Annotated in this window: 15 protein-coding genes; 7 read left to right on the top strand and 8 right to left on the bottom strand. The window is 69.6% G+C overall.

The window, feature by feature from the left end:
- Positions 1–42: 42 nt before the first annotated feature.
- The 3 genes from DL990_RS11295 to DL990_RS11285 are packed head-to-tail and all read right to left on the bottom strand — an operon-like array spanning position 43 to position 6,767.
- Positions 43–4,512: a hypothetical protein gene (locus tag DL990_RS11295; RefSeq protein WP_125798631.1), complete on the bottom strand. Its 4,470-nt coding sequence runs from the start codon at positions 4,510–4,512 to the stop codon at positions 43–45.
- A gap of 15 nt (positions 4,513–4,527) precedes the next feature.
- Positions 4,528–5,268, bottom strand: a complete 741-nt coding sequence (locus tag DL990_RS11290) for a hypothetical protein (RefSeq protein WP_125794026.1) — start codon at positions 5,266–5,268, stop codon at positions 4,528–4,530.
- 47 nt (positions 5,269–5,315) lie between these two features.
- Complete coding sequence (locus DL990_RS11285; RefSeq protein WP_125784012.1) at positions 5,316–6,767, bottom strand: hypothetical protein; 1,452 nt, start codon at positions 6,765–6,767, stop codon at positions 5,316–5,318.
- Between the two features lie 290 nt (positions 6,768–7,057).
- On the opposite strand from DL990_RS11285, the gene DL990_RS11280 reads away from it, so the two are divergent.
- Together DL990_RS11280 and DL990_RS11275 are read left to right on the top strand one after the other, a co-directional pair.
- Positions 7,058–7,495 (top strand): PPOX class F420-dependent oxidoreductase, encoded by a 438-nt coding sequence (locus tag DL990_RS11280; protein WP_125783687.1) that lies wholly within the window; start codon positions 7,058–7,060, stop codon positions 7,493–7,495.
- A 395-nt stretch (positions 7,496–7,890) separates the two neighbouring features.
- Positions 7,891–10,404, top strand: coding sequence for a PQQ-dependent sugar dehydrogenase (locus tag DL990_RS11275; protein WP_125798897.1), 2,514 nt, complete (start codon positions 7,891–7,893; stop codon positions 10,402–10,404).
- Positions 10,405–10,844: 440 nt separating this feature from the next.
- Here the strand turns inward: DL990_RS11275 and DL990_RS11270 are convergent, their stop codons facing one another.
- A complete protein-coding gene (locus tag DL990_RS11270) occupies positions 10,845–11,456 on the bottom strand; it encodes a TetR/AcrR family transcriptional regulator (protein ID WP_233620438.1) in 612 nt (203 codons plus the stop codon).
- 85 nt (positions 11,457–11,541) lie between these two features.
- Between DL990_RS11270 and DL990_RS11265 the strand changes: the two genes are divergently transcribed.
- Positions 11,542–12,417 carry a sterol desaturase family protein gene (locus DL990_RS11265; protein ID WP_125798630.1) on the top strand — a complete coding sequence of 292 codons (876 nt, stop codon included), beginning with the start codon at positions 11,542–11,544 and terminating at the stop codon, positions 12,415–12,417.
- A gap of 394 nt (positions 12,418–12,811) precedes the next feature.
- Here DL990_RS11265 and DL990_RS11260 read toward each other — a convergent pair whose 3' ends face one another.
- On the bottom strand, positions 12,812–13,816 hold the full coding sequence (locus DL990_RS11260) for a glucosyl-3-phosphoglycerate synthase (protein WP_125798629.1): 1,005 nt from the start codon (positions 13,814–13,816) through the stop codon (positions 12,812–12,814).
- A gap of 104 nt (positions 13,817–13,920) precedes the next feature.
- Positions 13,921–14,835: a hypothetical protein gene (locus DL990_RS11255; protein ID WP_125798628.1), complete on the bottom strand. Its 915-nt coding sequence runs from the start codon at positions 14,833–14,835 to the stop codon at positions 13,921–13,923.
- Between the two features lie 59 nt (positions 14,836–14,894).
- On the opposite strand from DL990_RS11255, the gene DL990_RS11250 reads away from it, so the two are divergent.
- The 4 genes from DL990_RS11250 to DL990_RS11235 are packed head-to-tail and all read left to right on the top strand — an operon-like array spanning position 14,895 to position 20,682.
- Positions 14,895–17,810 (top strand): FHA domain-containing protein, encoded by a 2,916-nt coding sequence (locus DL990_RS11250; RefSeq protein WP_233620437.1) that lies wholly within the window; start codon positions 14,895–14,897, stop codon positions 17,808–17,810.
- Between the two features lie 3 nt (positions 17,811–17,813).
- Positions 17,814–19,028, top strand: a complete 1,215-nt coding sequence (locus DL990_RS11245) for a glycosyltransferase family 1 protein (RefSeq protein WP_125783679.1) — start codon at positions 17,814–17,816, stop codon at positions 19,026–19,028.
- A complete protein-coding gene (locus DL990_RS11240) occupies positions 19,022–19,729 on the top strand; it encodes a class I SAM-dependent methyltransferase (protein WP_125798627.1) in 708 nt (235 codons plus the stop codon). Before DL990_RS11245 ends, DL990_RS11240 begins: the two co-directional genes overlap by 7 nt.
- The gene (locus DL990_RS11235; RefSeq protein WP_125798626.1) at positions 19,726–20,682 is read left to right on the top strand and encodes a prenyltransferase/squalene oxidase repeat-containing protein; all 957 of its coding nucleotides are present in this window, start codon (positions 19,726–19,728) and stop codon (positions 20,680–20,682) included. The genes DL990_RS11240 and DL990_RS11235 overlap by 4 nt, the downstream gene beginning before the upstream one ends.
- Positions 20,683–20,770: 88 nt before the next feature.
- On the opposite strand, the gene whiA is transcribed toward DL990_RS11235, so the two are convergent.
- Both whiA and yvcK read right to left on the bottom strand, forming a co-directional pair.
- A complete protein-coding gene (gene whiA, locus DL990_RS11230; RefSeq protein ID WP_061980674.1) occupies positions 20,771–21,760 on the bottom strand; it encodes a DNA-binding protein WhiA in 990 nt (329 codons plus the stop codon).
- Complete coding sequence (gene yvcK / locus DL990_RS11225) at positions 21,751–22,737, bottom strand: uridine diphosphate-N-acetylglucosamine-binding protein YvcK (RefSeq protein WP_125784004.1); 987 nt, start codon at positions 22,735–22,737, stop codon at positions 21,751–21,753. The genes whiA and yvcK overlap by 10 nt, the downstream gene beginning before the upstream one ends.
- Position 22,738 lies beyond the last annotated feature (1 nt).

The raw sequence follows: 22,738 nt of genomic DNA, 5'->3' as shown, positions 1-22,738 counted from the left end.
CACTATAGCGCTCATGTGCCCCAGGGTGCCACCGTGTGCCACCTAGGCGGTCTCCTCCTCCGGCTGCGGCTCCTCCGCCGGCCGCGTGAACAGCCGCGTCGCCGAAAGGCGGGCGACTCCGTCCGGCTCCCCCAGTTCGTCGGTCGCGTTCCGGATCGTCGCGTCTACGGACAGGTACTTGCGTCCCGCCCGCAGGTCCGCGTCGTTGCGCAGCCGCACGATCAGCGGGAACTCGCTCAGCGCGCCGGCGTCGAACAGGCCGGTGGTGTAGATCAGCTGGACGCCCAGCGCCTCCGCCACCGCGCGCTGAAGTTCCAGCAGGTAACCCGCCGAAGCCCGGCCGATCGGGTTGTCGAGAAAGAGCACGCCGGAGTGCCGGTTACGCGCCTTGCCGCGGTTGTTCGCCCGCAGCGCCGCCAGGGTGCAGTACAGGATGATCGCCGCGGTCAGCTGCTGCCCGCCGGAGAACACGTCCCGGATCTCGGAGACACGCTGGCGTTCGGTCCGCAGTACGGAGTCCGGCTTCAGCATGTCGACCCGGAATCCCTTGGGGGCGGCGGCCTGCACGCCGCGCAGCACGAGGGAAAGCCCGTCTCGCTTGACATCCCGGCCGTCGGAGGTCTTCCCCACCGCGGCCTCGTCGACGACCTCGCCCAGCTTCTCGGCGAGCACGTTCTCTTCGAGTTCGGTGAAGCGGATCCGCAGGAACTCCTGGCCCGACCAGTCGCCGAGACCGTCCGGCAGCCGCGAAACCCGTTGTGCCGCGCGAAGAGTGCGCAGCGCGCCGTCGACCATGCCCTGCAGGCGGGTGATGATGCCGCCGCGGTGCCGGTCGATCTGCGCGAGATCGTCGGTGAGCGTACGCAACCGCGGACGCAGCGCCTCCGCCCATTCCGCGGCGTGGGCGGGCAACTGATCGCGGCGGACCGAGATCACCTGCTGCCGTACCGGCGTGCTGAGCTTCTCGAAGCGCTTGTCCGTCGCGTACTGCGCCAGCTGGTCGGCCGCGGCCCGCACCCGGCGGTCGCCCGCCTCGACGGCGTCCTGCGCCTCCGTGAGCGCCGTGTTGAGCCGGGCGTGTTTGGCACGCGCGGATTCGACGTCGCCGTCGAAAGCAGCCACATCGTCCTCTTTGGACAACAGATGCGCCATGGATTCGGCCAGCAGGCCGAAGCCGGACGCGGACGCCTTCGCGGACTCCAGTGTCGCTTCGGCCGCGGCGCGGCGCTCCTGTAGTTCCTCCCATTTCCGCGCGGCGGCGGACACTTCGAGGCTCGCTTCGTCGATCAGTTCCAGGCCGTGTTCGATGTCCTTCGGCCTGGCGTCGAGGGCGAGCTGAGGGCTCGCTAGCTCCGGGAGCTGGGCCAGTTCCGCCTTGCGGGTCGCGACGAGCCCGACGATCTCGGTGCGTTCCTCCTCCAGCACGGCGACCGCCCGGTTCGCCCGCGCCTGCGCCGCCGCCCGCGCGGAAGCGTCGGAACCGTCCGGCGTCTCCAGCAACGACGAGGCCCGCTCGCGGACGGCGTCGTCCAATGCCTCGACGGCCGCCCGCGCGGACGTCTCGACACTTTCGGCCTGTTCGAGTTCGGCACGCAGATCGCTGCCGACCTCGACCTTCGCGTACGCCTCGGAAGCCGACGAGAAGGTACGCCGCAACGCGTCCACCGGCTCGGCGGGCACCGGATCGTCCTCGGTGACGTCGCTCGACCCCGGAACTTCGGCCAGTTCGGACTTCGCGGTCGTCGCCGTGCGCCGGTGCCCGTCGGCGGTGCGCTGTTCCTCGCCTGCCTGCTCGCGCAGCCGGGAAGCCTTCACCGCCGCTTCGGACGCCGTCGACTCGGCCCGCTCGGCGGTCTCTGTCGCGCGTTCGACGTCGTCCGTCCACTCGGGAATCTTCGCGGCGCGCGTGGCGAGCGCCTCGAGGCCGCGGGCACGCTCCCCCGCCTCGGCCGAAGCCGCCCGCAGTTCGGGGACTCGCTCCCGCAGCCCGGTCGCCTTCTCGCCGAGGCGTTGGAACTCCTTTTCCGCCTGTTCCAACGCGGTCTGCGCGGTTTCGTGCGCGGTGCGCGCGTTCTGCAGCTGTTCGGCCAGCGTCGCGATGCTGCCCGGCGGGTAGTCCTCGCGCCATGTCTTGAGTTTCCACGACAACGCGCTGTCGTCGGCCAGCGAAGTCGCCAGCGCTTCCAGACGGCGCTGACGTTCCGCGTGCCGGAGCGCGATGGCCTCGCGCTCGGCGTCGGCGGCCTCTTCGTCGTACATGGCCGGGTTGGGCGGCACGAGGAACTCGATACCCGCCTCTCCCGGCAGGCGGTCGGTCGTGGTGGCCTCGGTCGTGGCGACCGGGATGATCGTGGTGGGCAGCAGACGCCGCTCCGCCAGGACCTTCTCGGCGAGCCGGACCTGGTCCGGCTCGTTGAGCAGGATCCCCGAGACGAGCTGGGGCGCACGGGCCAGCACCGCCGCCCGCCGCTTCTTGTCCAAAGTAGACAGATAACGCCAGCCGGACCACGCGTTCATCCCGGCGGCTTCCAGCGCGTCCAACGCGGCCTGGACCTCTTCGGTGGCGGGCAGGAGACCGCCAGAACCGAGTGCGTTCAGCGCGCGCTCGTCGACGGATTCCTCCATCCGCAACGCGGTCTGTTCCTTCTCCGCGGCCGAACCCGCCTCGCGGAGCCGCTCCAGCAGCACCGGGAGATCCGTCTCCAGCGCGACGTCGTCCGCGCCGAGGAGCTCGCTCAGCCGGGGTTCGACGGCGAGCGCGTCGGTGCGCCGATTGGCCCGATCGAGCTCGTCGGCCGCGCGCTCCAGCCTGTCCTTTGTGGACCCGGCGAGACGGTGCGCGTCGTTGACCGTGGCCTGCGCGGAGCGCAGATCCTCGGCGACGCGTTCGAGTTCCTGGTCACGGCGGACCAGTTCCGCGGCGGTCGTCTCGGTCCCGGTCCTGGCCTCGCGGGCCGCCTCGGCGACATCGGCGCCTGCCTTGAGCGCGCCGGACCGGACGGCTTCCGCGATCTCCTCACGGACCTCCGCGATCCGCGCTCCCAGCCCGCGGGCCTCCGCCCGGCGCGAAGCCGCGAGGTTCGCCGACTCGTCCCGTTCCGCCTGTGCCTTTTCCGCCTCGGCACGGAGAGCGCCGACCTGCGCCTCGGCCTTCGACGCCTGTTCGGTCGCGTTCTTGGCCAGCGCCAGCAGGCCACGCGCGAGCGCGGCCGCGGCGGTGTTGCGCGCCTGCAGCGCGGGCTGCGCCTTCTGCTCGCGATTTCCCACCAGTTCCCGGAAATCGCGGGCCTTGCGGGCGGCGTTGAGGTGGTTGAGCACGGTGGCGCATTCCCGCCATGCCTCGGCGGAGGTCTTGGCCTCGGCCAGTTCGCCGTCGATCCGCTTCTTGCTCTCCTGCGCCTCGTCGAGCCGCAGTTTCCCGACCAGGCGGCGGAGTTCGGTGACCCCGGCGGTGAGCCGACGGTGGTCGCCCTCGGCCAGTTTCTCCGCGGACTTCACCTCGTCGACGTGCTGTTCGAGCCCGCTCAGCCGCTCGTTCTCCAGCTTGTCCCGCGCGGCGACCTGACCGGCCAGCGTCCGCATCTCGGCGCGGGCCGCGTCGGCGAGCTTCCGTGACGCGGCCGCGACGCCTTCCTCATCCGCCATTGGCGTGAGCAGATCGAGGGCACCCGCGACGAAGTCCCGCTCCGACAGCAGATCCCCCCGCTGGGCGAGGTTGTGCGCGTAGGTCGCGACGACCTCGGCGAGGTCCTTCGGCTCCTCCTCCGAAAGGACCGCGCGCAACAGGAACTCGACGAACGCCTCGTCGGTACTGAACGCGAAGGCGTCCGCCGCCTCGCCCTCACCGGCGTTCATCGCGCGCTGGTACCGGAAAAGTTCGGTGTCGAGGCCGAGGCCGTCGAGCCGGGACGTCCATTCGTGGTGACGCCGGGTCCAGAACAGCTCCAGTTCCGGTTCGCCGCCGTGCACCTTGTCGAGCTGGTCGTGGAAACCGGACATCGTCAGGAGCCTGCCGTCCGACGTCAGCGGCAGCGAGTCCAGATCGAGCGAGGGGGTGGGACGGAAGCAGTACCAGGAATCGACGAGGTTCTCCGAATCGGCCGACACCACGTGCCCGCGCCATTCCGACACCTTGCCGGTGATCACCCGGTGGCCGGTCTCGACCTGCAGCCACTCCAGCACGACGTGCGAGACGTCCTTGGCGGTGACGAACTTCTCCAGCACCTTGGTGTTCGTGGTGCCGACGACCTGGCGGCGGCCGGGCAGCATGACCGAGAAGATCAGCTTGATCAGGACGGACTTGCCACCACCGTTCTCCAGGAACAGCACGCTCGCCGGCGACGGGCGCCGCGGCGGCCCCTCCCCCGCCAGGTGGATCCCGGCGCTGAACAGCGCGTCCTGTTTGGGCGCGGTGATGGCGGCGCCGACGCCGCTGAAGTCCAGCACGACGTCCTGGTACCGCGCGCCCGCCGGGCCCACCGAGTGCAGGCGAACCCGCGAAAGCTCGTACATCTCTTTCGTCCCCTTTTAGAGCGTGTCCGACGCGGCAGCGCGCAGTGTCCCGCCGCCGTTGGCGACCGAGACCACGTTCAGCTCGAGCAGATCGTCGAAGGCCGCGTCGGCGGCGAGTTCCCGCACCTGCACCTGATAGCGCGGCGTCGTCCGGTAGGTCCCGCCCTGTTCCCCGCTGACCTGGACGAGAAAGCCTTGATCGGCGAGAAAGCGCAGGGCCCGCGCGACCATGCCGCGCGTGGTGTCCGAAGCCAGCCTGCCGTCCTTGGTCGCCGCCGCCGCGGGACGCCGGGCGTAGGCGCGCCAAGCCTGTTCGAGCTCGGGCGCGTCGGCAAGCGGGTCGTTGTTCGCCTCGGCCGCCGCCGCGCGCTCGTCGAGGATCCGGCAGGCCTCACGCACCATCGCGTCCACCTGCTCGACGCTGACGCGGCCGATGTAGGTGTCGTTGGCGAGGTCGTCCGGGCGCGGGTAACCGAGCGCGGCGGTGGCCAGGTGGACGAGCCCGTGCAGGACCTTCTCGGTCTCCCGGCGTTCGCGGATCTTGCTCTGCCGCGCGTAGCTGTCCATTTTGATCTCGAAGACGGACTCGTCGGTCGCCGCCAGCACAGCCCCGGCCTGGAGGTTGACCTCCAGCACCATCAGCCCGAGCCCGGCCGCGACCGCGTGCGTGAGCTGTTTGAACGCCCTGTCCTCGCCGTAGCGCCGGACGAGGTCGCCGTACACGACGTCTCGCGACGGCAACTGCTTCGGGCGCATGCCGAAGGAAACCAGCCTGGCCGCGGATTCGACGTCCCCGGTTGTCGTCACGCGACCTCCTCCTCTTCTTCTTGGCGATCGACCGTGGCCGACGAAAGCAGCAGATCCGCGCCGCCGAACTCGGGATCTTCGAGCAGCGTGCCGTCGTCGACGGCCAGCAGCACTTGACGCTGCCCCAGCCGCAGCGCCGCACCGACCTCGGGACTGTAGGCGTGCACCGCCCGCAGGGCGACCAGGGCCGGCAGCCCGGGATCGATCCGGCGGGCCTCTTCGAGCAGTCCGGACAGCCGTCGCGGCACCTCCGGCAGGTCGAGCAGGTCGTCGGCGAGGCGCCACTGCTCGTCGCCGAACCTGTCGGTGACATCGGCGGGCATGAGCTCGGGCTCGGGGATCTCGCCGACGAGCTGGTCGCGTTCCGGTGCCGGCCGCAGCAGCAGCGACACCAGCGAAGACAGCGACGGCACGGTCGGCGGGGAGATGCCGGCACCGGCGTGGAAGAACGACTCGGCGGGCGCGACGGCCTCCGCGATCGGCAGGCCCAGCGTCGGCATCAGGAGCTGGCCGAACAGGTCGATCGTCGCCCGCTGCGGCGGCCCGGAGAACTGCTGGCGGTCCTGTTCGGCGCGGAACACCGCACCGGCGTCGGCCAGCCTCGACTGGAGCCGGGTGTGGCGACGGATGCAGTCGCTGACGATGTCGACGAGTTCGGCCGCGCGGCGTTTGCGGTCGAGATCCTCGGTCTCGTCCCGCGACGCGGTGATGTTCTTGAGGATCGCGTTCTCGGCACGGAACCGGGACTCGATATGGGACAGCGCCTGATCCAGCAGGTCCGGGACCTCGCGCTCCCAGTCGACCGCGCGGACGTCGCGCCGGGTGGCGTCCAGCTTGGCGCGCAGTGTCTCGCCGTACTGGACGGTCCGGTAGCGGGCCTGCTCGGCGGCGAGCTTCGCGTCCGCGAGGCGGCCGCGGTTGATCAGGTTCTCCAGTTTGACCTCGGCCGCGATCTGGGCGGACTCGACGTCGGTGTCCAGCGCGCCGACGAGGACGTTGATCGCCTCGTCGGTGGCACGCAGGTAGACCTCGCCGTCGGGCGCGGCCAGCTCGACGAGCAGTTTGAAGTCGAACTGGCGGCGCTGGTAACCCCCGCCGGGGCCGATGGAACCGTAGACGCGGCGGAACCCGCGATCGGTGGTGCCGACGTTGATCAGGTTGTCGAGGACCCACCGGGCGACCTTGGCGTGCTCGTCCGGCGTCCGGCCGGGCGCCTGGAGCGCGACGAACGGCAGCAACCGCGCGATCACCTGTTCGTGATCGGCGCCGGTGTCGAAGTCCATCGACACGGTGACCTGGTCGATCGTGTGCAGCGCGATCTCGGCCATCTGGTAGATCGTGGCGTCCGCCCAGTCCAGCTTCGCCTTGCGGGCGTCGAGGTCGTGCAAGGGCGCTGTGCAGGCCAGCGCCTTGAGGCGGCGGGTCAGCCCCTCGTCGGCCAGCCCCATCCCGGTCAGCTCGTCGTCTCGCACAGCAGGCCAGGCTAGTCGCCACCCCCGGTGACCCGCACGGGTGACCGGGGTGAGCTCAGGTGTGGATGCAGGAATGGATCAGGATCGAGGGCTCGGTGCCCCCTCGATGCTGCAGGACCGCGTTCACGACGACGAGGTCGTGAAGATCACCCGGCTCGCCTGCCGGTGACCCGGGCGGGGTGCTGCCCGGTCGCCGGGGGTACGGGCAGCACCCCCACGAGTGACCAGGACTGCTCGCCATCGCGGGTCCCGGTAGCGTCTGGTCCATGCGTGAAATGAGCCGGGACGAATGGTGGAAGTTCGCGAGCGAGGGCACCCGGACGGGCATGCTCGGCCTGGTCCGCGCCAACGGGGCGGCGATCGTGACGCCGGTGTGGTTCCTGCTGAACGAGGGGCCGGACGGTGACGAACTGATCTTCACCACCGGCACGGAGACTCTCAAGGGGAAGGCGCTGCGCCGCGACCCGCGGTTCTCGCTGGCCGTCGACGACCAGAAGCCGCCTTACTCGTATGTGCAGTTCACCGCCGAAGCCGTGTTGCACAACGACCTCGACGAGATGCTCGAATGGGCGACCAAACTCGGTGGCCGGTACATGGGCGCCGACCAGGCCGAGGCCTACGGCAAGCGGAACGCGGTGCCCGAGGAGTCGTTGGTGCGTGCACGGATCACGAAGGTGATCGCGCGGGCCGACATCGCCGGCTGACCCGCTCTCCGGTTCCGGCGCGATAGCGCGTGAAGGCCCCCTTCCCTCGGCTCAGCCGAGGGAAGGGGGCCTTCACGCGCTCCGGGCGCGTTCCTGGTGTCGGCACGGGGGTGCTGCCGGGTCCGACTGGGGCGACGTTGGAAGCCGTGTCCCACTGGTCGCGACACTCGGGCATGACCCTCCGTGTTGATGTTGGTCAAGTATTGACACGAAGCACCCGCTGGTGTGTGATCTGAACCATAGATAGGAAAGTTTCCTAACTAAAACTCCCTCCCCTGCCGGGCTCGCGCCCGGTCCGCCGTTGCACCTCCCGACCCCGAACTTCACGCATGGAGGCTCCAGTGGCACCCCGACCCCCGTGGCGCGCGTTGCTCACGTGTGCCGCCGCGACGGCGATGACCCTCGCCGTCCTGCCTGCTCTCCCCGCCGGCGCGGCACCGACCGACCATGAATCCGAAGCGGCGACGATCTCCCAAGGCGCCGTCGAAAAGAACCACGCGGGCTATTCCGGCACCGGGTTCGTGAACTTCGACAACGTCACCGGCAGCTATGTCGAGTACACGGTGAACGCCGCGCAGGCCGGAACCCAGACGCTGACTTTCCGCTACGCCAACGGAACCACGATCGACCGGCCGGTTTCCCTGAGTGTCAACGGGACCGCCACCGGCACGCTGTCCTTCCCCGGGACCGGCGCGTGGACCACCTGGAAGACCGTCACCAAGGACGTCGCCTTGGCCGCCGGGGCGAACAAGATCCGCACCACCGCGACGACCGCGAACGGCGGTCCCAACGCGGACAAACTCACCGTGAGCGGAGTGGCCGACGCGGAGGCGCCGACCCCGCCGAAGAACCTGGCCGCCAAGGACATCAAGGCCCGCAGCGCCACCTTCACCTGGGAAGCCTCGACGGACAACGTCGGCGTGGTCCGCTACGACCTCATGCGCGGCGGCAACGTCCTCAAGACCGTCGACGGGAACACGCTCACCGCGACCGTCGACAACCTGCAGCCGAACACGGCCTACGACATCTCGGTCGGCGCCTTCGACGCGGCCGGAAACCCTTCGCAGCAAAGCAATGTCGTCCAGTTCACCACACCGCCCAGCGGGGACACCACACCGCCGACGGTGCCGGGGAACCTGCGCTCGACGTCGGTGACCGCGAACAGTGTCTCGCTGGCGTGGAACGCTTCCACGGACGACAGCGGCACCATCGCCGGCTACGACGTCTACCAGGGCACCACGAAGGTCGCGACGACACCGTCGCTCGAAGCCACGATCACCGGGCTGACGGCGAACACGTCGTACACCTTCACGGTGAAGGCGCGTGACCTCGACGGCAACGCCTCGGCCGCGAGCGCCGCGCTGACCGCGAAGACGAGCGGGAACGCGGGTGGCGGGATCCCCGAGTACGACAAGGAAATCACCAAGGTGGACCTCGCCTGGTCGGTCGACTTCCTGCCGGACGGCACGGCGCTGGCGACCGAACGGGACCGGTTCGAGATCCTGCGGATCACGCCGTCGGGCGAGAAGACCACGGTCGGCAAGGTGCCCGGCGCGGTCGGCACCAACGGCGAGGGCGGCCTGCTCGGCATCGCGATCTCGCCGAACTACGCCACGGATCACGCGATCTACCTGTACCACACGGCATCCGGGGACAACCGGATCGTGAAGATGACCTACGACAACGGAAAGCTGTCCTCGACGTCGACGCCGGTGCTCACCGGGATCGCCAAGAACCGCTACCACAACGGCGGAAGGCTGCGTTTCGGCCCGGACGGCAAGCTCTACGCCACCGCCGGCGACGGACAGAACAAGGACACCGCGCAGAACAAGGGATCGCTCAACGGCAAGATCCTGCGGGTCAACCCCGACGGCTCGGCGCCGAGCGACAACCCGTTCTTCTCCACCGGCGGCAGCGCCCGCTACGTGTGGAGCTTCGGGCACCGTAACCCGCAAGGCCTGGCGTGGGATTCCCGTGGCCAGCTGTGGGCTTCGGAGTTCGGCGACGGCAAGCTGGACGAGCTCAACCTGATCCAGAAGGGCGGCAACTTCGGCTGGCCCCAGTGCGAAGGCACCGAGGGCTCCTGCGGTGGCACTGTCGCACCGAAGAAGACCTGGTCGACGAGCTCCGGCGGGCCGAGCGGGATCGAGATCGTCAACGACTGGATCTACGTCGCGGCGGTCACCAGCCAGCAGCTCTTCGCCACCCAGATCAACGCGGCGGGCAACGGCGTCGGTTCGGTGCAGTCGCTGTTCTCCGGCCGCTGGGGCAGGCTCCGCTCGGTCACCAAGACACCGGACGGCGGCCTGTGGGTCACCTCGACCAACGCGGACAAGAACGGCGGCACGCCGAGCGGGATCGACAACGTGGTGGCACGGTTGAAGTTTCCCGGTGAAGGGCAGCCGGGAGCGTTCAAACTGACCAGTTCCGCGTTCGCCGACAACGCCTCGATCCCGGACAAGTTCACCTGCGCCGGTGACGGCACCGCCGGCCAGGACACCTCCCCGCCGCTGGCGTGGAGTGCCGGGACCACCGGCGCCAAGGGATACGCGGTCGTCTTCGCCGACGTGGCCAACAACGGCAACAAACTGCACTGGGCGATCTGGGACATCCCGGCCTCCTCGGGGTCCACGGTGTCGCTGCCCGAAGGCCTCGGAGCGGGCTACACGGTCCCGAACCAGAACGGCGCCAAGCAGAAGGCCATGGGCAGCGGGGCGAACTCGCAGAAGTACTTCGGCCCCTGCCCCGGCGGCTCCAGCCATCCCTACACGTTCACGCTCTACGCCCTGAAATCGGCGACGGTGCCGGGCTTGTCCTCATCCTCGACGATGGCCCAGATCGAGACGGCGATCAAGAACGCCTCGACGGCCAACGTCAAACTGCGCGGCAAATCCAGCGCCGCGTCCTGAGTCGCGGTCGGGGTGTCCGGAGCGGCGCCGGGCACCCCGGCCGTTTCCACGGAAACGGCTAGCCGCTGTCCTGTAAGTCTTGCTCGCGGGCTTCGGAACCGGGCATCTGGTAGTGAAAGCTTTCTTGCCTACCCTGAGGGCCAATGCCAGGAACGTGGAGTGCGAACTCGCCAGGCTCGCCAACCGTCCACATAGGACGCGGCTCAGGCGAAATGTCTGCTTGCTCCTAGTTTGACCGTGTCCGCAAGTACCTGCCTGCTCGAGTCAGCACGAAACTGACGAACGTGTCGAAACGCAGCCATACCACTGGCCTTATTGAGGGGTAAGGCAAATCTGACGTGTCGGCTACTGAAGGTCTGCGAACGCCGGAACGTACCCGTCTGCCTACGGCGACACCGGGCTGATGACGATCGATTTCGCCTTCGCCGACTTGGCGGCGCTCACCAGCCGAACAGGTTCCGCATGATCCGCGAGCAGCGTTCGGTCATCGCCGCGGCATCCTGATCCGGCTGGTCGATCCACCAGCTGATCAGGGAATCGACCACTCCGGTCCACACCTGGGCGATCGCCTCGATGTCGCGATCGTCGTCCAGCCCGCGCGAGTGCATCAGCTGCGCGGCGCCGATCAGCGCGAATCCGTCGAGCCGATGGCGATAGTCGACCGCGACGCCGGCGATCTCGCCGGTCGACGGCACCGTCGGGTCGCGGAGCAGCTTCCACGCGTACCGGTCGTTGTCGAACGTGTCGAAAATGGCCGAGAGCACCGCGAGCGGCATGCGTTCCGGCGGCTCGCCCTTCTCCGCCATCGTCTCGGCGACCCCTTCGGTCAGCCTGTCCCCCGCCCGGTGCAGGCAGGCGAGGTACAGCCCGTCTTTCGAGCCGAAGTACTGGTACAGCAAGGGTTTCGTGACGCCGACCCGGCGGGCGATCTCCACCATCGACGCCCCGGCGTACCCGTTCTTGCCGAACTCCTCCGTCCCGGCGCGCACGATCTGGGTCTCCCGTTCCTCACGGGGCACCCCCTTCGTGCCGACGGCCCTTGCTTCTGTCACGGCGATTATCTTACCCTGAGGTAAATGACCCTAGGGTAAGTTACCTGATGGTCAGTTAACCGGGGGCGAGACAGGGAGAGGTGCGATGGCGGAGTTTCTTGCCCACTTGAGTGACCCGGTGCTGCTGGCGACGCCGGTGTTCCTGCTGTTCGTCGCGATCGAGATCCTCGCGCTGCATGTGCTCGGCCACGACGACAACGTCATCGGCTACAGCGTCAAGGACACCCGCACCAGCATGTCCATGGGCGCGGTGGCGGTGGTGATCAACGGTGTCTTCCGCATCGCCATGCTGTTCGTGTTCGCCGCGCTCTACGAACTGGCGCCGGTGAAGTTCAGCCCGCACGACTGGTGGACCTGGGTACTGATGCTGCTGGGCCAGGAGATCGTCTTCTACGCCTACCACCGGGCGAGTCACCGCGTCCGGATCATGTGGGCCGGCCACCAAGTGCACCATTCGAGCGAGCACTACAACTTCTCGACGGCGTTGCGGCAGAAGTGGACCCCGTACTTCCAGCTGCCGTTCTGGTCGATCCTCGCCCTCGCCGGAATCCCGCCGTGGATGATCCTCACCGGACTGTCGATCGACCTCGTCTACCAGTTCTTCGTGCACACCGAGAAGATCCGGAAGCTGCCGCGCTGGTTCGAGTACGTGTTCAACACGCCTTCACACCATCGTGTGCACCACGGCAGCGACCAGGAGTACCTCGACGCGAACTACGGCGGCATCCTGATCATCTGGGACCGGATGTTCGGCAGTTTCGTGCCCGAAGGCAAGCGGCCGACCTACGGACTGACCAAGAACGTCGAGTCCAGCAACCTGCTCAAGGTCGGCTTCCATGAATACGGCTCGATCCTGCGAGACGTCCGCGCCGCCGGGTCTTGGCGGGACAAACTCGGGTACGTGTTCGGCCCGCCGGGCTGGCAGCCCAAGGAGGCGCTGAGCCCAGGCCGTGTCCTGTAAGGATCGCCTGGGGTTCTGACCTGCGGAAAGGGAGCGCCTGACTTCTACAGCCGGACGAGCCGGGAAGATTTGGGACGTTGAGTGTCCCAAATCCTCCCCTCTCGCGAAGTGGGCCTGTTGATCCCGCCTGACGTCGGGCGGACAGTTGCCTTGTCGACAGACGGCGACGTCGCAGCGGGGTGCTGCGGCCGCTGGGGGAGCAAGGGACCTTTGCTATCACTTGGGCCGCCGCGTGTTGCGAAAGCCACTTTCGCAACCTTCAACGTTGCGAAAGTGGCTTTCGCAACCTCCCGAGATGTCTCACCCGAGCCGCTGACCTTCGGAAAGAGAGCAAGGGACCTTTGCTATCGCCTCCGGGTCACTCCAGCGCCTTTGCGTCCTTGCCGGACACGGTCTAAGCGGTCCTGCGCAACGCGGGTGAGTTCTGGGGCCGGATCTCCGGCGGGAGGCTCTCCAGCGGCGGCCGCTGGGTGAGGGCCACGTCGGTGAGCACGAGTTCCCGTTCGACGTCCTCCCCCGCGCCGCGCCGGAATTGGGCGAGCGACGTCGACGGCGGCGCCGCGGAGATCACCCGGCCGCCCCGCTCCAGCCGGTCCATCAGGGTCAGCATGATCTGCGCGGCCATCCGGCCGAGCGCCTGGGTGCCCTGGTGGCGATGGGTCCGGTGGCCGAGGTCGACCTGCGCGAGCGCGTCGAGCCCGTGCAGTTCGAGCAGGTCGATCAGGTGGCCGACCTCGACGCCGTAATGCGTGACGAACGGAATGCCTTCGAGCACTTCGCGCCGCCCCGCGTACTCGCCGGCGAGCGGCTGGACGAAACCGGCCAGTTCCGGCCAGTACATGTTGAGCAGTGGGCGGGCGACGAGTTCGGTGACCCGGCCGCCGCCGTCGGGTTCGACACCCGCCGCCCCGGCGAGCGGCCGGTGGTAGAACCCTTTGACGTAGGCGATCCCCGGGTCGGTCAGCAGTGGTCCCAGCAGGCCGGTCACGTAGCCGGCGGTGAAGTCGCGCAGATCGCCGTCGACGAAGACGACAAGATCACCGGTGGTTTCGGCGACGCCCTTCCAGAGCGCTTCTCCCTTGCCCGGCAGGCTTTCCAGAGCCGGGAACACCGCGTCCTGCGCGACGACCTCGGCGCCTGCCGCGCGGGCGACCTCGGCGGTGGCGTCGGTGGAATGGCTGTCCACCACCAGGATTTCGTCCACCAGGGGGAAGCGTTCGACGAGTTCACTCCGGATGGTGCCGACGATCGCGCCGACGGTCTCCGCTTCGTCGCGGGCCGGGATCACCACCGAAACCCGCGTCCCGCGTTTGGCGGCGACGAGGTCGCCCGCCCACCAGTCACCCGCCCGGCTGCTGCGCCGGGCGAGCCACGTGCCGACTTCCGCCGATACCCGCATGGCTGCCCCTTCCTCGAAGATCACCTCACCGGGAAGCTTCGAGGGGAGCTGTTTCCATCCGTCGTCACCGCGGAAACCGCCGCGTTACGCCTGCCCGCCGCAGGTTAACGGCCGGACAGTGCGGCGGAGAGGGCCTCACCGGTGCGGCGCTTGGCGAGGTAGAACGCCGCCTCGTGCGGTTTCGCCCCGTTGTCGACGGTGTAGCCGCTGTCCAGGACGCCGTCGGCGCCGGGGAACAGCCTGCCGAGGTCCGGCCGGGCGGCGACGAGGTCGTCGCGGTCGGCCAGGTTCACCCAGCTCGCGACGCCGGGCGGGACGGACGGGGGCTGCGGGCGGGTCCGTTCGTAGACCACCGTGCGCAGGCCCAGCGGCGATCCGAGGGTGAGCAGGAGCGGTAGCGAACGGCCGTGCAGATGGGCGGCTTCGTAGGCGACGACGGAACCGAGCGAATGCCCGATGATCGCCTCGGTCTCCGGGCCGATGTGTTCGGCGACGCGGTCCTGCACGCGTTTCCGGATCGTCTCGTCGGTGAGGTACAGCGTCACCTGTTTGAGTGCCTTGACCACCACGCGTTCGGCGAACGCCACTCCGAGCCTCGCGAACGGCTTCAGCCGCACCAGCGCGTTCAACACCGGGCGGGCGGCCGCGCGCACGCCCTGGGTTTCCCCGTCCGGACCGCCGAGCCGGGCCAGTTCGGCACTCGCCCGCTCGCGATCCGTCTCGCGGGACGCCGAAACGGCCGCGTTCCGGAGCCACTCCCCCGCCAGCGCCTCGGCGAGTTCCCACTCGTCGGCGGTGAGTTCGTCGGCGCCGCCTTGCTGGCCGTCCTTGAGGAAAAGGTCACCGTAGAAGGCCATCCGCGCGTCACCGGGCCGGGCGTCGCGCCACAGGGCGTCGGCCAGTCCGGCGTCACCGGCAAGCCGGACACCACCCGCCAGACTCGGCAGCCATTCCGCCTCGAGGGTGTCCGCGGACTTCTGTTCCTGGGCGATGCCGTGCACCAGAACGATCCGAGCCATGGCGCACAGTATCGCGACCGCCCTTGCCGGTGACCGTCCGATGAGACAAAGTGATCTCCGTGGGAGAGCGGAGGTCGTTGGTCGTCGCGTCGCAGTGCGACTCGCTGAACCTTCTCTCGTTCCTCCCCGACGCGGGCCGTCAGGTTTCGACGGCCCTGCTCGACCCCGAGATCGGCGGCTGCGTCCCCGCGCTCGAGGACGGCCGCGGCCTGCTCGTCGACCCGACGATGGTCGAGCTGGACGACGCACTGGTGGAAGCCTTCGAGCGTGCTTCGGAAGACGAGGCGACGCTGTTCCTTTCGCTCGTCGGGCACGGCGAGTACGCCGACGACGACTTCTACTTCCTCACCAAGGACACCGGCCTGCCGGTGGACAGCCGGAAATCGTTCCTGTTCGCCCAGCGCATCAAAGAGCTCCTCGGCCGCTATTCGATGCTGGACGGTCTGGTGATCCTGCTCGACACCTGCCACGCGGGGATCGGGGCGAGGCAGGCGGGCCAACGCTGGTTGCGGATCGTCGGCGAGGCGGGTAGACGGTTCGACCTGCTCACCGCCTCGGACGACCGTGTCGCGGCGAACGGGTGTTTCAGCCGGTCGCTGGTCTCGGTACTCCGGTCGGGGCACGCGGAGTTCGGCGAGCGCGTCCGATGCGCGGACCTCAAACGGGTGATCACCGCCCTGTGCCCGGCGCAGACCGCCATCCATCTGGGTTTCGACGGCACCCGTGAGGTGGCCGAAGCCGACCAGGGACTGTGGCTCGCGCTGAACTCCTCGCCCGCCTGGCGGCGTTCGCCCTTGGCCGGCAACCCGGCCGCGCCGCGGATAGAGCGGCTGACCGCCTACTACCGGCCGGATCCGAAGCTCGGCGAGGCCGTCGGGCACCTGCTCACCGGAACCCGCCTGGTCGTGCTCGCGGGCGAGGCAGGCACGGGGAAGTCGGCCATGCTCGCCGCACTGGCCCGGCCGTCGGTGGCCGGTTCGTACGTGCCGCCGGACTTCCTGCACGCCGTGCTGTTCACCGGCCGCGGTGAGACCGCGGAACAGGTCACCCGTGAACTGGCCAGGCAGTTGCGACGCACCGTCCCCGGATTCGCCGACGCCGAAGACGCCCATCGTGCCGGTCTCGACGACGTCGACCGCGCCGGCGCCAGCGCGTTCGAGCTGGCACTGCTCGGCCCGCTGCGCCGTCTCGCTCCACAATGGACCGGCGGTCCGGTGCGGATCGCGATCGACGGGTTCGACGACCTCGATCCCGGGCTCCGGTGGCGGCTGCGCGGGGTTCTTCTCGACCTGTCACTGGACCCGGCGCTGGCGTGGGTCAAAACGGTGGTGGCGACCCGGAAACCGGACGTCCTGGGGTCGGCGTTCGTGATCCGGCTCGGTGAGCGGGACGACGTCCCCGGACTGATCCTCGAACCGGAGGAAGCCTACGCGGGCGACCCCGTTCCGGGACACGACACCGGCTCGCCCACTTCGCCGCGGATCACTCCCGCCACCCTGATCATCGACGTCCCCGGCCTCCCGCCCGCGCGGCACGAGCTGTCCTTCGGGCTCACGACGCTCGGCCGCAGCAGGAACGCCGCGCTCCGGCTCGGCGATTCGCGGGTTTCCCGGCTCCACTGCGAGATCCGCTGGGACGGCACGACGGCGTGGCTGACCGACCGGGACTCCGCCAACGGCACCTTCGTCAACGGGAACCGGGTGCTGAACGCCGAGTTGGCGCACCGGGACGTGCTCCGGCTCGGCGATTCGAAGGTCACCTTCATCAGCGTCACGCAGGAAGACGAGGAACACAGCACCGGCGCGGTGGCCTCGCCGCGGCCGGGTCACGCGGTCCTGCTGGAGCTGCTGGGGCTGGCCGCCGGACGCGGGCCGATCCCGATCTCGATCCTCACCGCGGCGAGCGCGGCCGCGGGCGGGCCGGACCGGCGGGTGCACGTCCGCGATTTCCTGGCCGGGCTCGGTGATGCGGTCAGCCGGACGCGCGCGGGCCTCGCCGACGAAACCGTCCTGTGGACCGGTGCGCCGCCCGAGCTCATCCCTGATGTGGCGACCCGTCTGCACGCCCGGCTGGCGGCGGCGACCTCGGAGGTGGCACTGGTGACCGGAGACGACGAGCCGACGCTCGAACAGGGTTATGCCGAGGCCAACGAGGCCGAGCACCTCTGGCTCGCCGGGCTCCGCGAAGACGCCCTCGTCTCGCTGGAACGCCGGGCGTCCCACATTCCGGTCGAGAACCGGGAACGCTGGGCGATCTGGGCGAACCGCGCGGCCGGGGAGCTCGGCGAGACCGACCGGATCACGTTGCGCTGCAAAGCACGGCACGCGACGTGGACCGGCAAGGCGGGTGACGCGGCCGGCGCACTCGCCCGGTTCGAAGAACTCCTGCCGACCGCCACCGCCGCGCTGTCCGGCGCCGACGAAGACGTTTTGAGCATCCGCAACAACATCGGGCATCTGCTCGCCGAACTCGACCGCTTCGAGGAGTCCCGAACCGAGTTCGAAGCCCTCGTCCGCGACGCCACCCACGCGCTCGGAGCCGACCATCGCGAGACACTGCACGCGCGGCACTTCCTCGCGGTCGCGACCGGCAAGACCGGGAACGGGGAGGAAGCCCTCCGCCTCGCCCGGGAACTGCTGCCGCAAGCGAAACAGGTGCTGGGCGACGACGAGATCGTCAGCCACGTCCGGCACAACATCGCGTTCTGGAGCGCCGAAATCGAGCACCCCCCCCCCGTCGTTTCGGAGTACCGACGGCTCCTCGACGAAGCGACGGGACGGCTGAATGACCGGCATCCCGACGTCCTCGACCTCCGGTACGGTCTCGCGCTCACCCTCGCCAAGGCCGGACAGGTCACCGAGGCGCTGTCGACGTGGACCTTCCTGCTCGATGATTCCGTCGAAGTCCGCGGCGAACGGCACGAGGAAACCCGGAAGATCCGCGAGCAGCTCGCGTACTGGAGCGCGCGGGAGTGAGCGGTGAGCGCCTTGCGGATCGCGCTCCTGACCTACCGCGGGAATCCGCGCAGCGGCGGTCAAGGGGTGTACGTCCGGCATCTGAGCCGCGAACTCGCCGCGCTGGGGCATCGCGTCGAGGTGCTGTCCGGGCCGCCCTATCCGGAGGTCGATGACGGCGTGCGGTTGACGAAGATCCCGGGGCTCGACCTGTTCGCGGAGCCGAATCCCTTCCGGACACCGCGGCCGCGGGAGTTGCGTGATCTGCCGTCGTGGGTGGAGTTCCTCGGCATGCGCCGCGGCGGCTTCCCCGAACCCCTCGCTTTCTCCCTGCGTGCCGCCCGCCATCTCGCGAAGCGCAGGGACGAATTCGACATCGTCCACGACAACCAAGGGCTCGGCTACGGGATGCTCCACTGTGGACTGCCGACGGTCGCCACGATCCACCATCCCATCGCCGTGGACCGGGCTTTGAAGCTCGCCACCGTCACCGGACGCGACGCGGCGCGGGTCAAGCGATGGTACGGGTTCGTCGGCATGCAGCACCGTGTCGCACGGCGGCTGCCCACGCTGACGGTGTCCCGGGCTTCCCGCACGGCCATCGGCCGGGAAATGGGTGTCCCGGAGGACCGGATCCATGTCGTCCCGCTCGCCGCCGACACCAGGATCTTCCGGCCACGGCCCGGAATCCGCCGGATCCCGGGCCGGGTCGTGGCCACCGCCAGCGCGGACGAGCCGCTGAAGGGACTCGAACACCTCCTGGCGGCGTGGGAACGGATCGAAGGCGAATTGGTGATCGTCGGCAAACCGAAACCGGACGGCCCGGCGGCGCGGGCGCTCGCCCGGCTCGGCCCCGGCGCGGGCGTCCGATTCGTCACCGGGCTGACCGACGACGAACTCGCACGGCTGCTTTGTTCGGCCGAAATCGCTTGCGTGCCTTCACTGTTCGAAGGGTTCTCGCTGCCGGCCGCCGAGGCGATGGCCTGCGGAACGCCGGTCGTCGCGACCACGGGCGGCGCACTTCCCGAGGTCGTGGGTGACGCGGGGATCCTGGTGCCGCCGGGTGACGTACCGGCGCTCGCGGAGGCGCTCACCAAGGTCCTCGGCGACGAACACCTGCGCGCCGACCTCGCGGCCCGAGGCCGGGAAACGGCGGGGGCGCTGAGCTGGCGGCGCACCGCCGAGGAGACCGCCGCGCACTACCGGCGGGTCCTCGGCCGGGAGCGTGCGGGGTGCTGACCGTCGACTTCGACCGGTTCCCCGTCGGCCCCGGGGACCGGGTGCTCGACCTCGGCTGCGGGGACGGACGGCACGCCTATGAAGCGTACAAACGCGGCGCGGACGTGGTCGCCGCCGACCTCGACGACACCGCGCTGAAGTACGTGCGGGACATGTTCGCCAACCTCGCGAAAGCAGGCGAGGCTCCCGCCACGGCCTCGGCGATGGCGGTCCGCACGGACGCCCTCCGGCTCCCGTTCCCGACAGGCTCCTTCACCCGGGTGATCGTGGCCGAGACACTGGAACACATCCACGCCGACCGGACAGTGCTCGCGGAGGCGAGCCGCGTGCTGGCACCCGGTGGACGGCTGGTGGCGACCGTGCCGCGCTGGTGGCCGGAGCGGATCTGCTGGCTGCTCTCGGACGCGTACCACGAGGTCGAGGGCGGGCACATCCGGATCTACCGGCGCCGCGAACTGCTCGGCAGACTCACGGAAGCCGGACTGCTGCCGACCGGAAGCCATCACGCGCACGCGCTGCACTCGCCGTACTGGTGGCTGAAATGCGCTGTCGGCCCGGACGAGGAGCACCGGCTCTGCGCGCTGTACCACCGGTTCCTGGTCTGGGACATCATGCGGAATCCCCCGCCGGTGCGGTTCGCCGAGCGGGCACTGAACCCGGTGCTCGGTAAGAGCCTCGTCGTCTACGCCCGCAAACCGTGAAGGCCACCGCTGCCGGGATCGCGGCCGTGCAACGGCCGGACGGCGGGATCCCCTGGGAGACCGGCGGACACCTCGATCCGTGGAATCACCTCGAAGCCGCCATGGGACTGGACGTCGCCGGGCTGGAGGCCGAGGCCGAAGCCGCGTACGACTGGCTGCTCCGGAACCAGCGTCCCGACGGATCCTGGGCGGCCAGGTATCGCGACGGCGGGATCGACTTGTCCACTATGGACACGAACTTCACCGCCTACGTCGCGGTCGGGACGCGGCACCATTTCCTGCGGACCGGGGACCGTACCTGGCTGGACCGGATGTGGCCGGTCGTGGACAGGGCCGTCGACGCCGTCCTGCGGCGACAGCAGCCGTCGGGCGCCATCTCCTGGCGCGACGACCCCGAAGTCCGGTTGGTCGCAGGATGCGGCAGCATCCACCACGCGCTGGCACAGGCGCTGGCGCTCGCGTCCACGATGGGGCTGGACCGTCCACAGTGGCGGGACGCGGCGCGCCGGCTCCGCGCGGCTCTGCTCGGCGAGCCACACCTGTTCGCCACGAAACCGCATGCGATGGATTGGTACTACCCGATCCTGGGGTCCGTCGTGACCGGCGCCGGCACCGCGGCGCGGCTCGCGGCGGGCTGGGACCGGTTCGTCGAACCCGGCCTGGGAGTGCGCTGCGTGCACCATGAACCGTGGGTCACCGGCGGGGAAACCGCCGAACTGGCACTGACCCTCGCCACCCGCGGCGAGCGGGCCCGCGCGGGCGAACTCCTCGCTTGCGTGGCCCGGCTTCGGCTCGGCGACGGCTCGTACTGGACCGGATTTCAGTACGCGAACGACGAGTTCTGGCCGGACGAGCGTACGACGTGGACCTCGGGCGCGGTCCTGCTGGCAACCGCCGCGCTCGATGGCGACCCAGCCACGTGCGAAGTCTTCGGCGAGTCCCGCCCGCAATAAGTCCCTACTTGCGGTAAACCCCGCAATCAGTCACCTACTTGCGGTCCCCTACGCGACCAGCGCAAGTAGGTGACTAATTGCGGGGTGCTCAGGCTTCGTCTTCCTCCAGCATGTCCGGCGTGACCGCGGATTCGGTGTCCGGAATGCCTTGTTCCTTCGCCTTCTTGTCGGCCATCGCCAGCAGGCGGCGGATCCGGCCGGCGACGGCGTCCTTGGTCATCTGCGGATCGGACAGCTGGCCCAGCTCTTCGAGCGAGGCCTGCCGGTTCGACAGGCGCAGTTTGCCCGCGGCGAGCAGGTGGTCCGGGGCGGATTCGCCGAGAATGTCGAGCGCGCGTTCCACCCTGGCCGCCGCCGCGACGGCCGCGCGGGCCGAGCGCCGCAGGTTGGCGTCGTCGAAGTTCGCGAGCCGGTTCGCGGTGGCGCGCACCTCGCGGCGCATCCGCCGCTCTTCCCAGGCGAGCACGCTCGTGTGCGCGCCGAGGCGGGTCAGCAGGGCACCGATGGCGTCACCGTCGCGCACCACGACCCGGTCCGCGCCGCGAACCTCGCGCGACTTGGCCTGGATGCCCATCCGCCGGGCGGCGCCGACGAGCGCCAGCGCGGCCTCGGGACCGGGGCAGGTCACCTCGAGTGATGACGAACGGCCCGGTTCGGTGAGCGAACCGTGCGCCAGGAACGCGCCGCGCCAGGCGGCTTCCGCGTCGGCGACGCCGCCGGACACCACGGCGGCGGGCAGTCCGCGCACCGGACGGCCGCGCTGGTCGATCAGGCCGGTCTGCCGGGCGAGCCCCTCGCCGTCCTTGACCACCCGGACGACGTACCGCGTGCCCTTGCGCAATCCGCTGGAGGAAATGACGTGGACGTCGGACTGGTGTCCGTACAGTTCGTGGATCTCCTTGCGCAGCCGCCTCGCCACCGAACCGGTGTCGAGTTCGGCCTCCACCACGACGCGGCCGGCCACGATGTGCAGCCCGCCCGCGAATCGCAGCATCGACGCGACCTCCGCGCGGCGCGGGCCGATCTTGGTGATCTCCAGCCGGCTCAGCTCGTCCTTCACGGCGGCGGTCATCGCCATCGCTGCCCCTCCATACCTTCAGCTCCTCCCCCGGTGAGACCGAGAGCGTCTCGCATACAGCCCGCGAGCGCATCAGGATCATGCCGCCCCGTCACGACCGGGTCAGCCACCGCCCCCAGCAACGCCCTCGCGCCCAGTCTCCCGGCGGCGTCCCGCAACCGGGCAGGTGAGGGCACCGAGTCACGGTCCGCGATGACCGCGTCCACCCGCAATTCCGGGGCGTGTTCGAACAGTACGTCCAAATGCTTCTCCGGAGAGAATCCCGCCGTCTCCCCCGGTTGGGGGATCAAGTTGAGGATGACGACCTTCGTGGCGTCCGTTCGGAGCAACGCGTCGTGCAGATCCGGCACCAGCAGATGGGGCAGCACGCTGGTGAACCACGACCCGGGACCGAGGAACACCACGTCCGCGGCGAGCACGGCCTCGATGGCCTCGGGACACCCACGCGGTGGCCGGTCGGCCTGTCCTGTCGGGTGCAGGCTGATCCGGTGCACCTGGCCCGGCGTCGTCGCCACCGCCACCTGACCGCGAATCCGCCGGAGCGCCTCGGGATTCTCGGCGTCCAGCCCGGAAACCTCGCCCTGGATTTCCAGCGGTTCGGGTGACATCGGCAGCACCCGGCCGGAAATGCCCATGAGCCTGCTCGCCTCGTCGAGCGCGGCGACCGGATCCCCGAGCACTTCGAACAATCCGGCCAGCAAGAGGTTCCCGACCGCGTGCCCGGCAAGAGCCCCGTCGCCGCCGAAGCGGTGCTGGAACACCTCCGCCCACAGGGTCCCGCCGTCTTCGGCGGCGAACGCGGCGAAGGCCTGCCGCAGGTCGCCCGGCGGCAGCAGCCCGAGTTCCCGGCGCAGCCTGCCGGACGAGCCCCCGTCGTCCGCGACGGTGACCACGGCGGTGACCTGCGAGGTCACCCGTCGCAACGCGGTGAGGGTGGCGTGCAGGCCGTGCCCGCCCCCCAGAGCGACCGCGCGCAGA

This window comes from Amycolatopsis sp. WAC 01416, assembly GCF_003947485.1.
GTDB lineage: Bacteria > Actinomycetota > Actinomycetes > Mycobacteriales > Pseudonocardiaceae > Amycolatopsis.
Note: the sequence above shows the minus strand (reverse complement) of the source record. Positions and strands in the feature narration are given on the sequence as shown.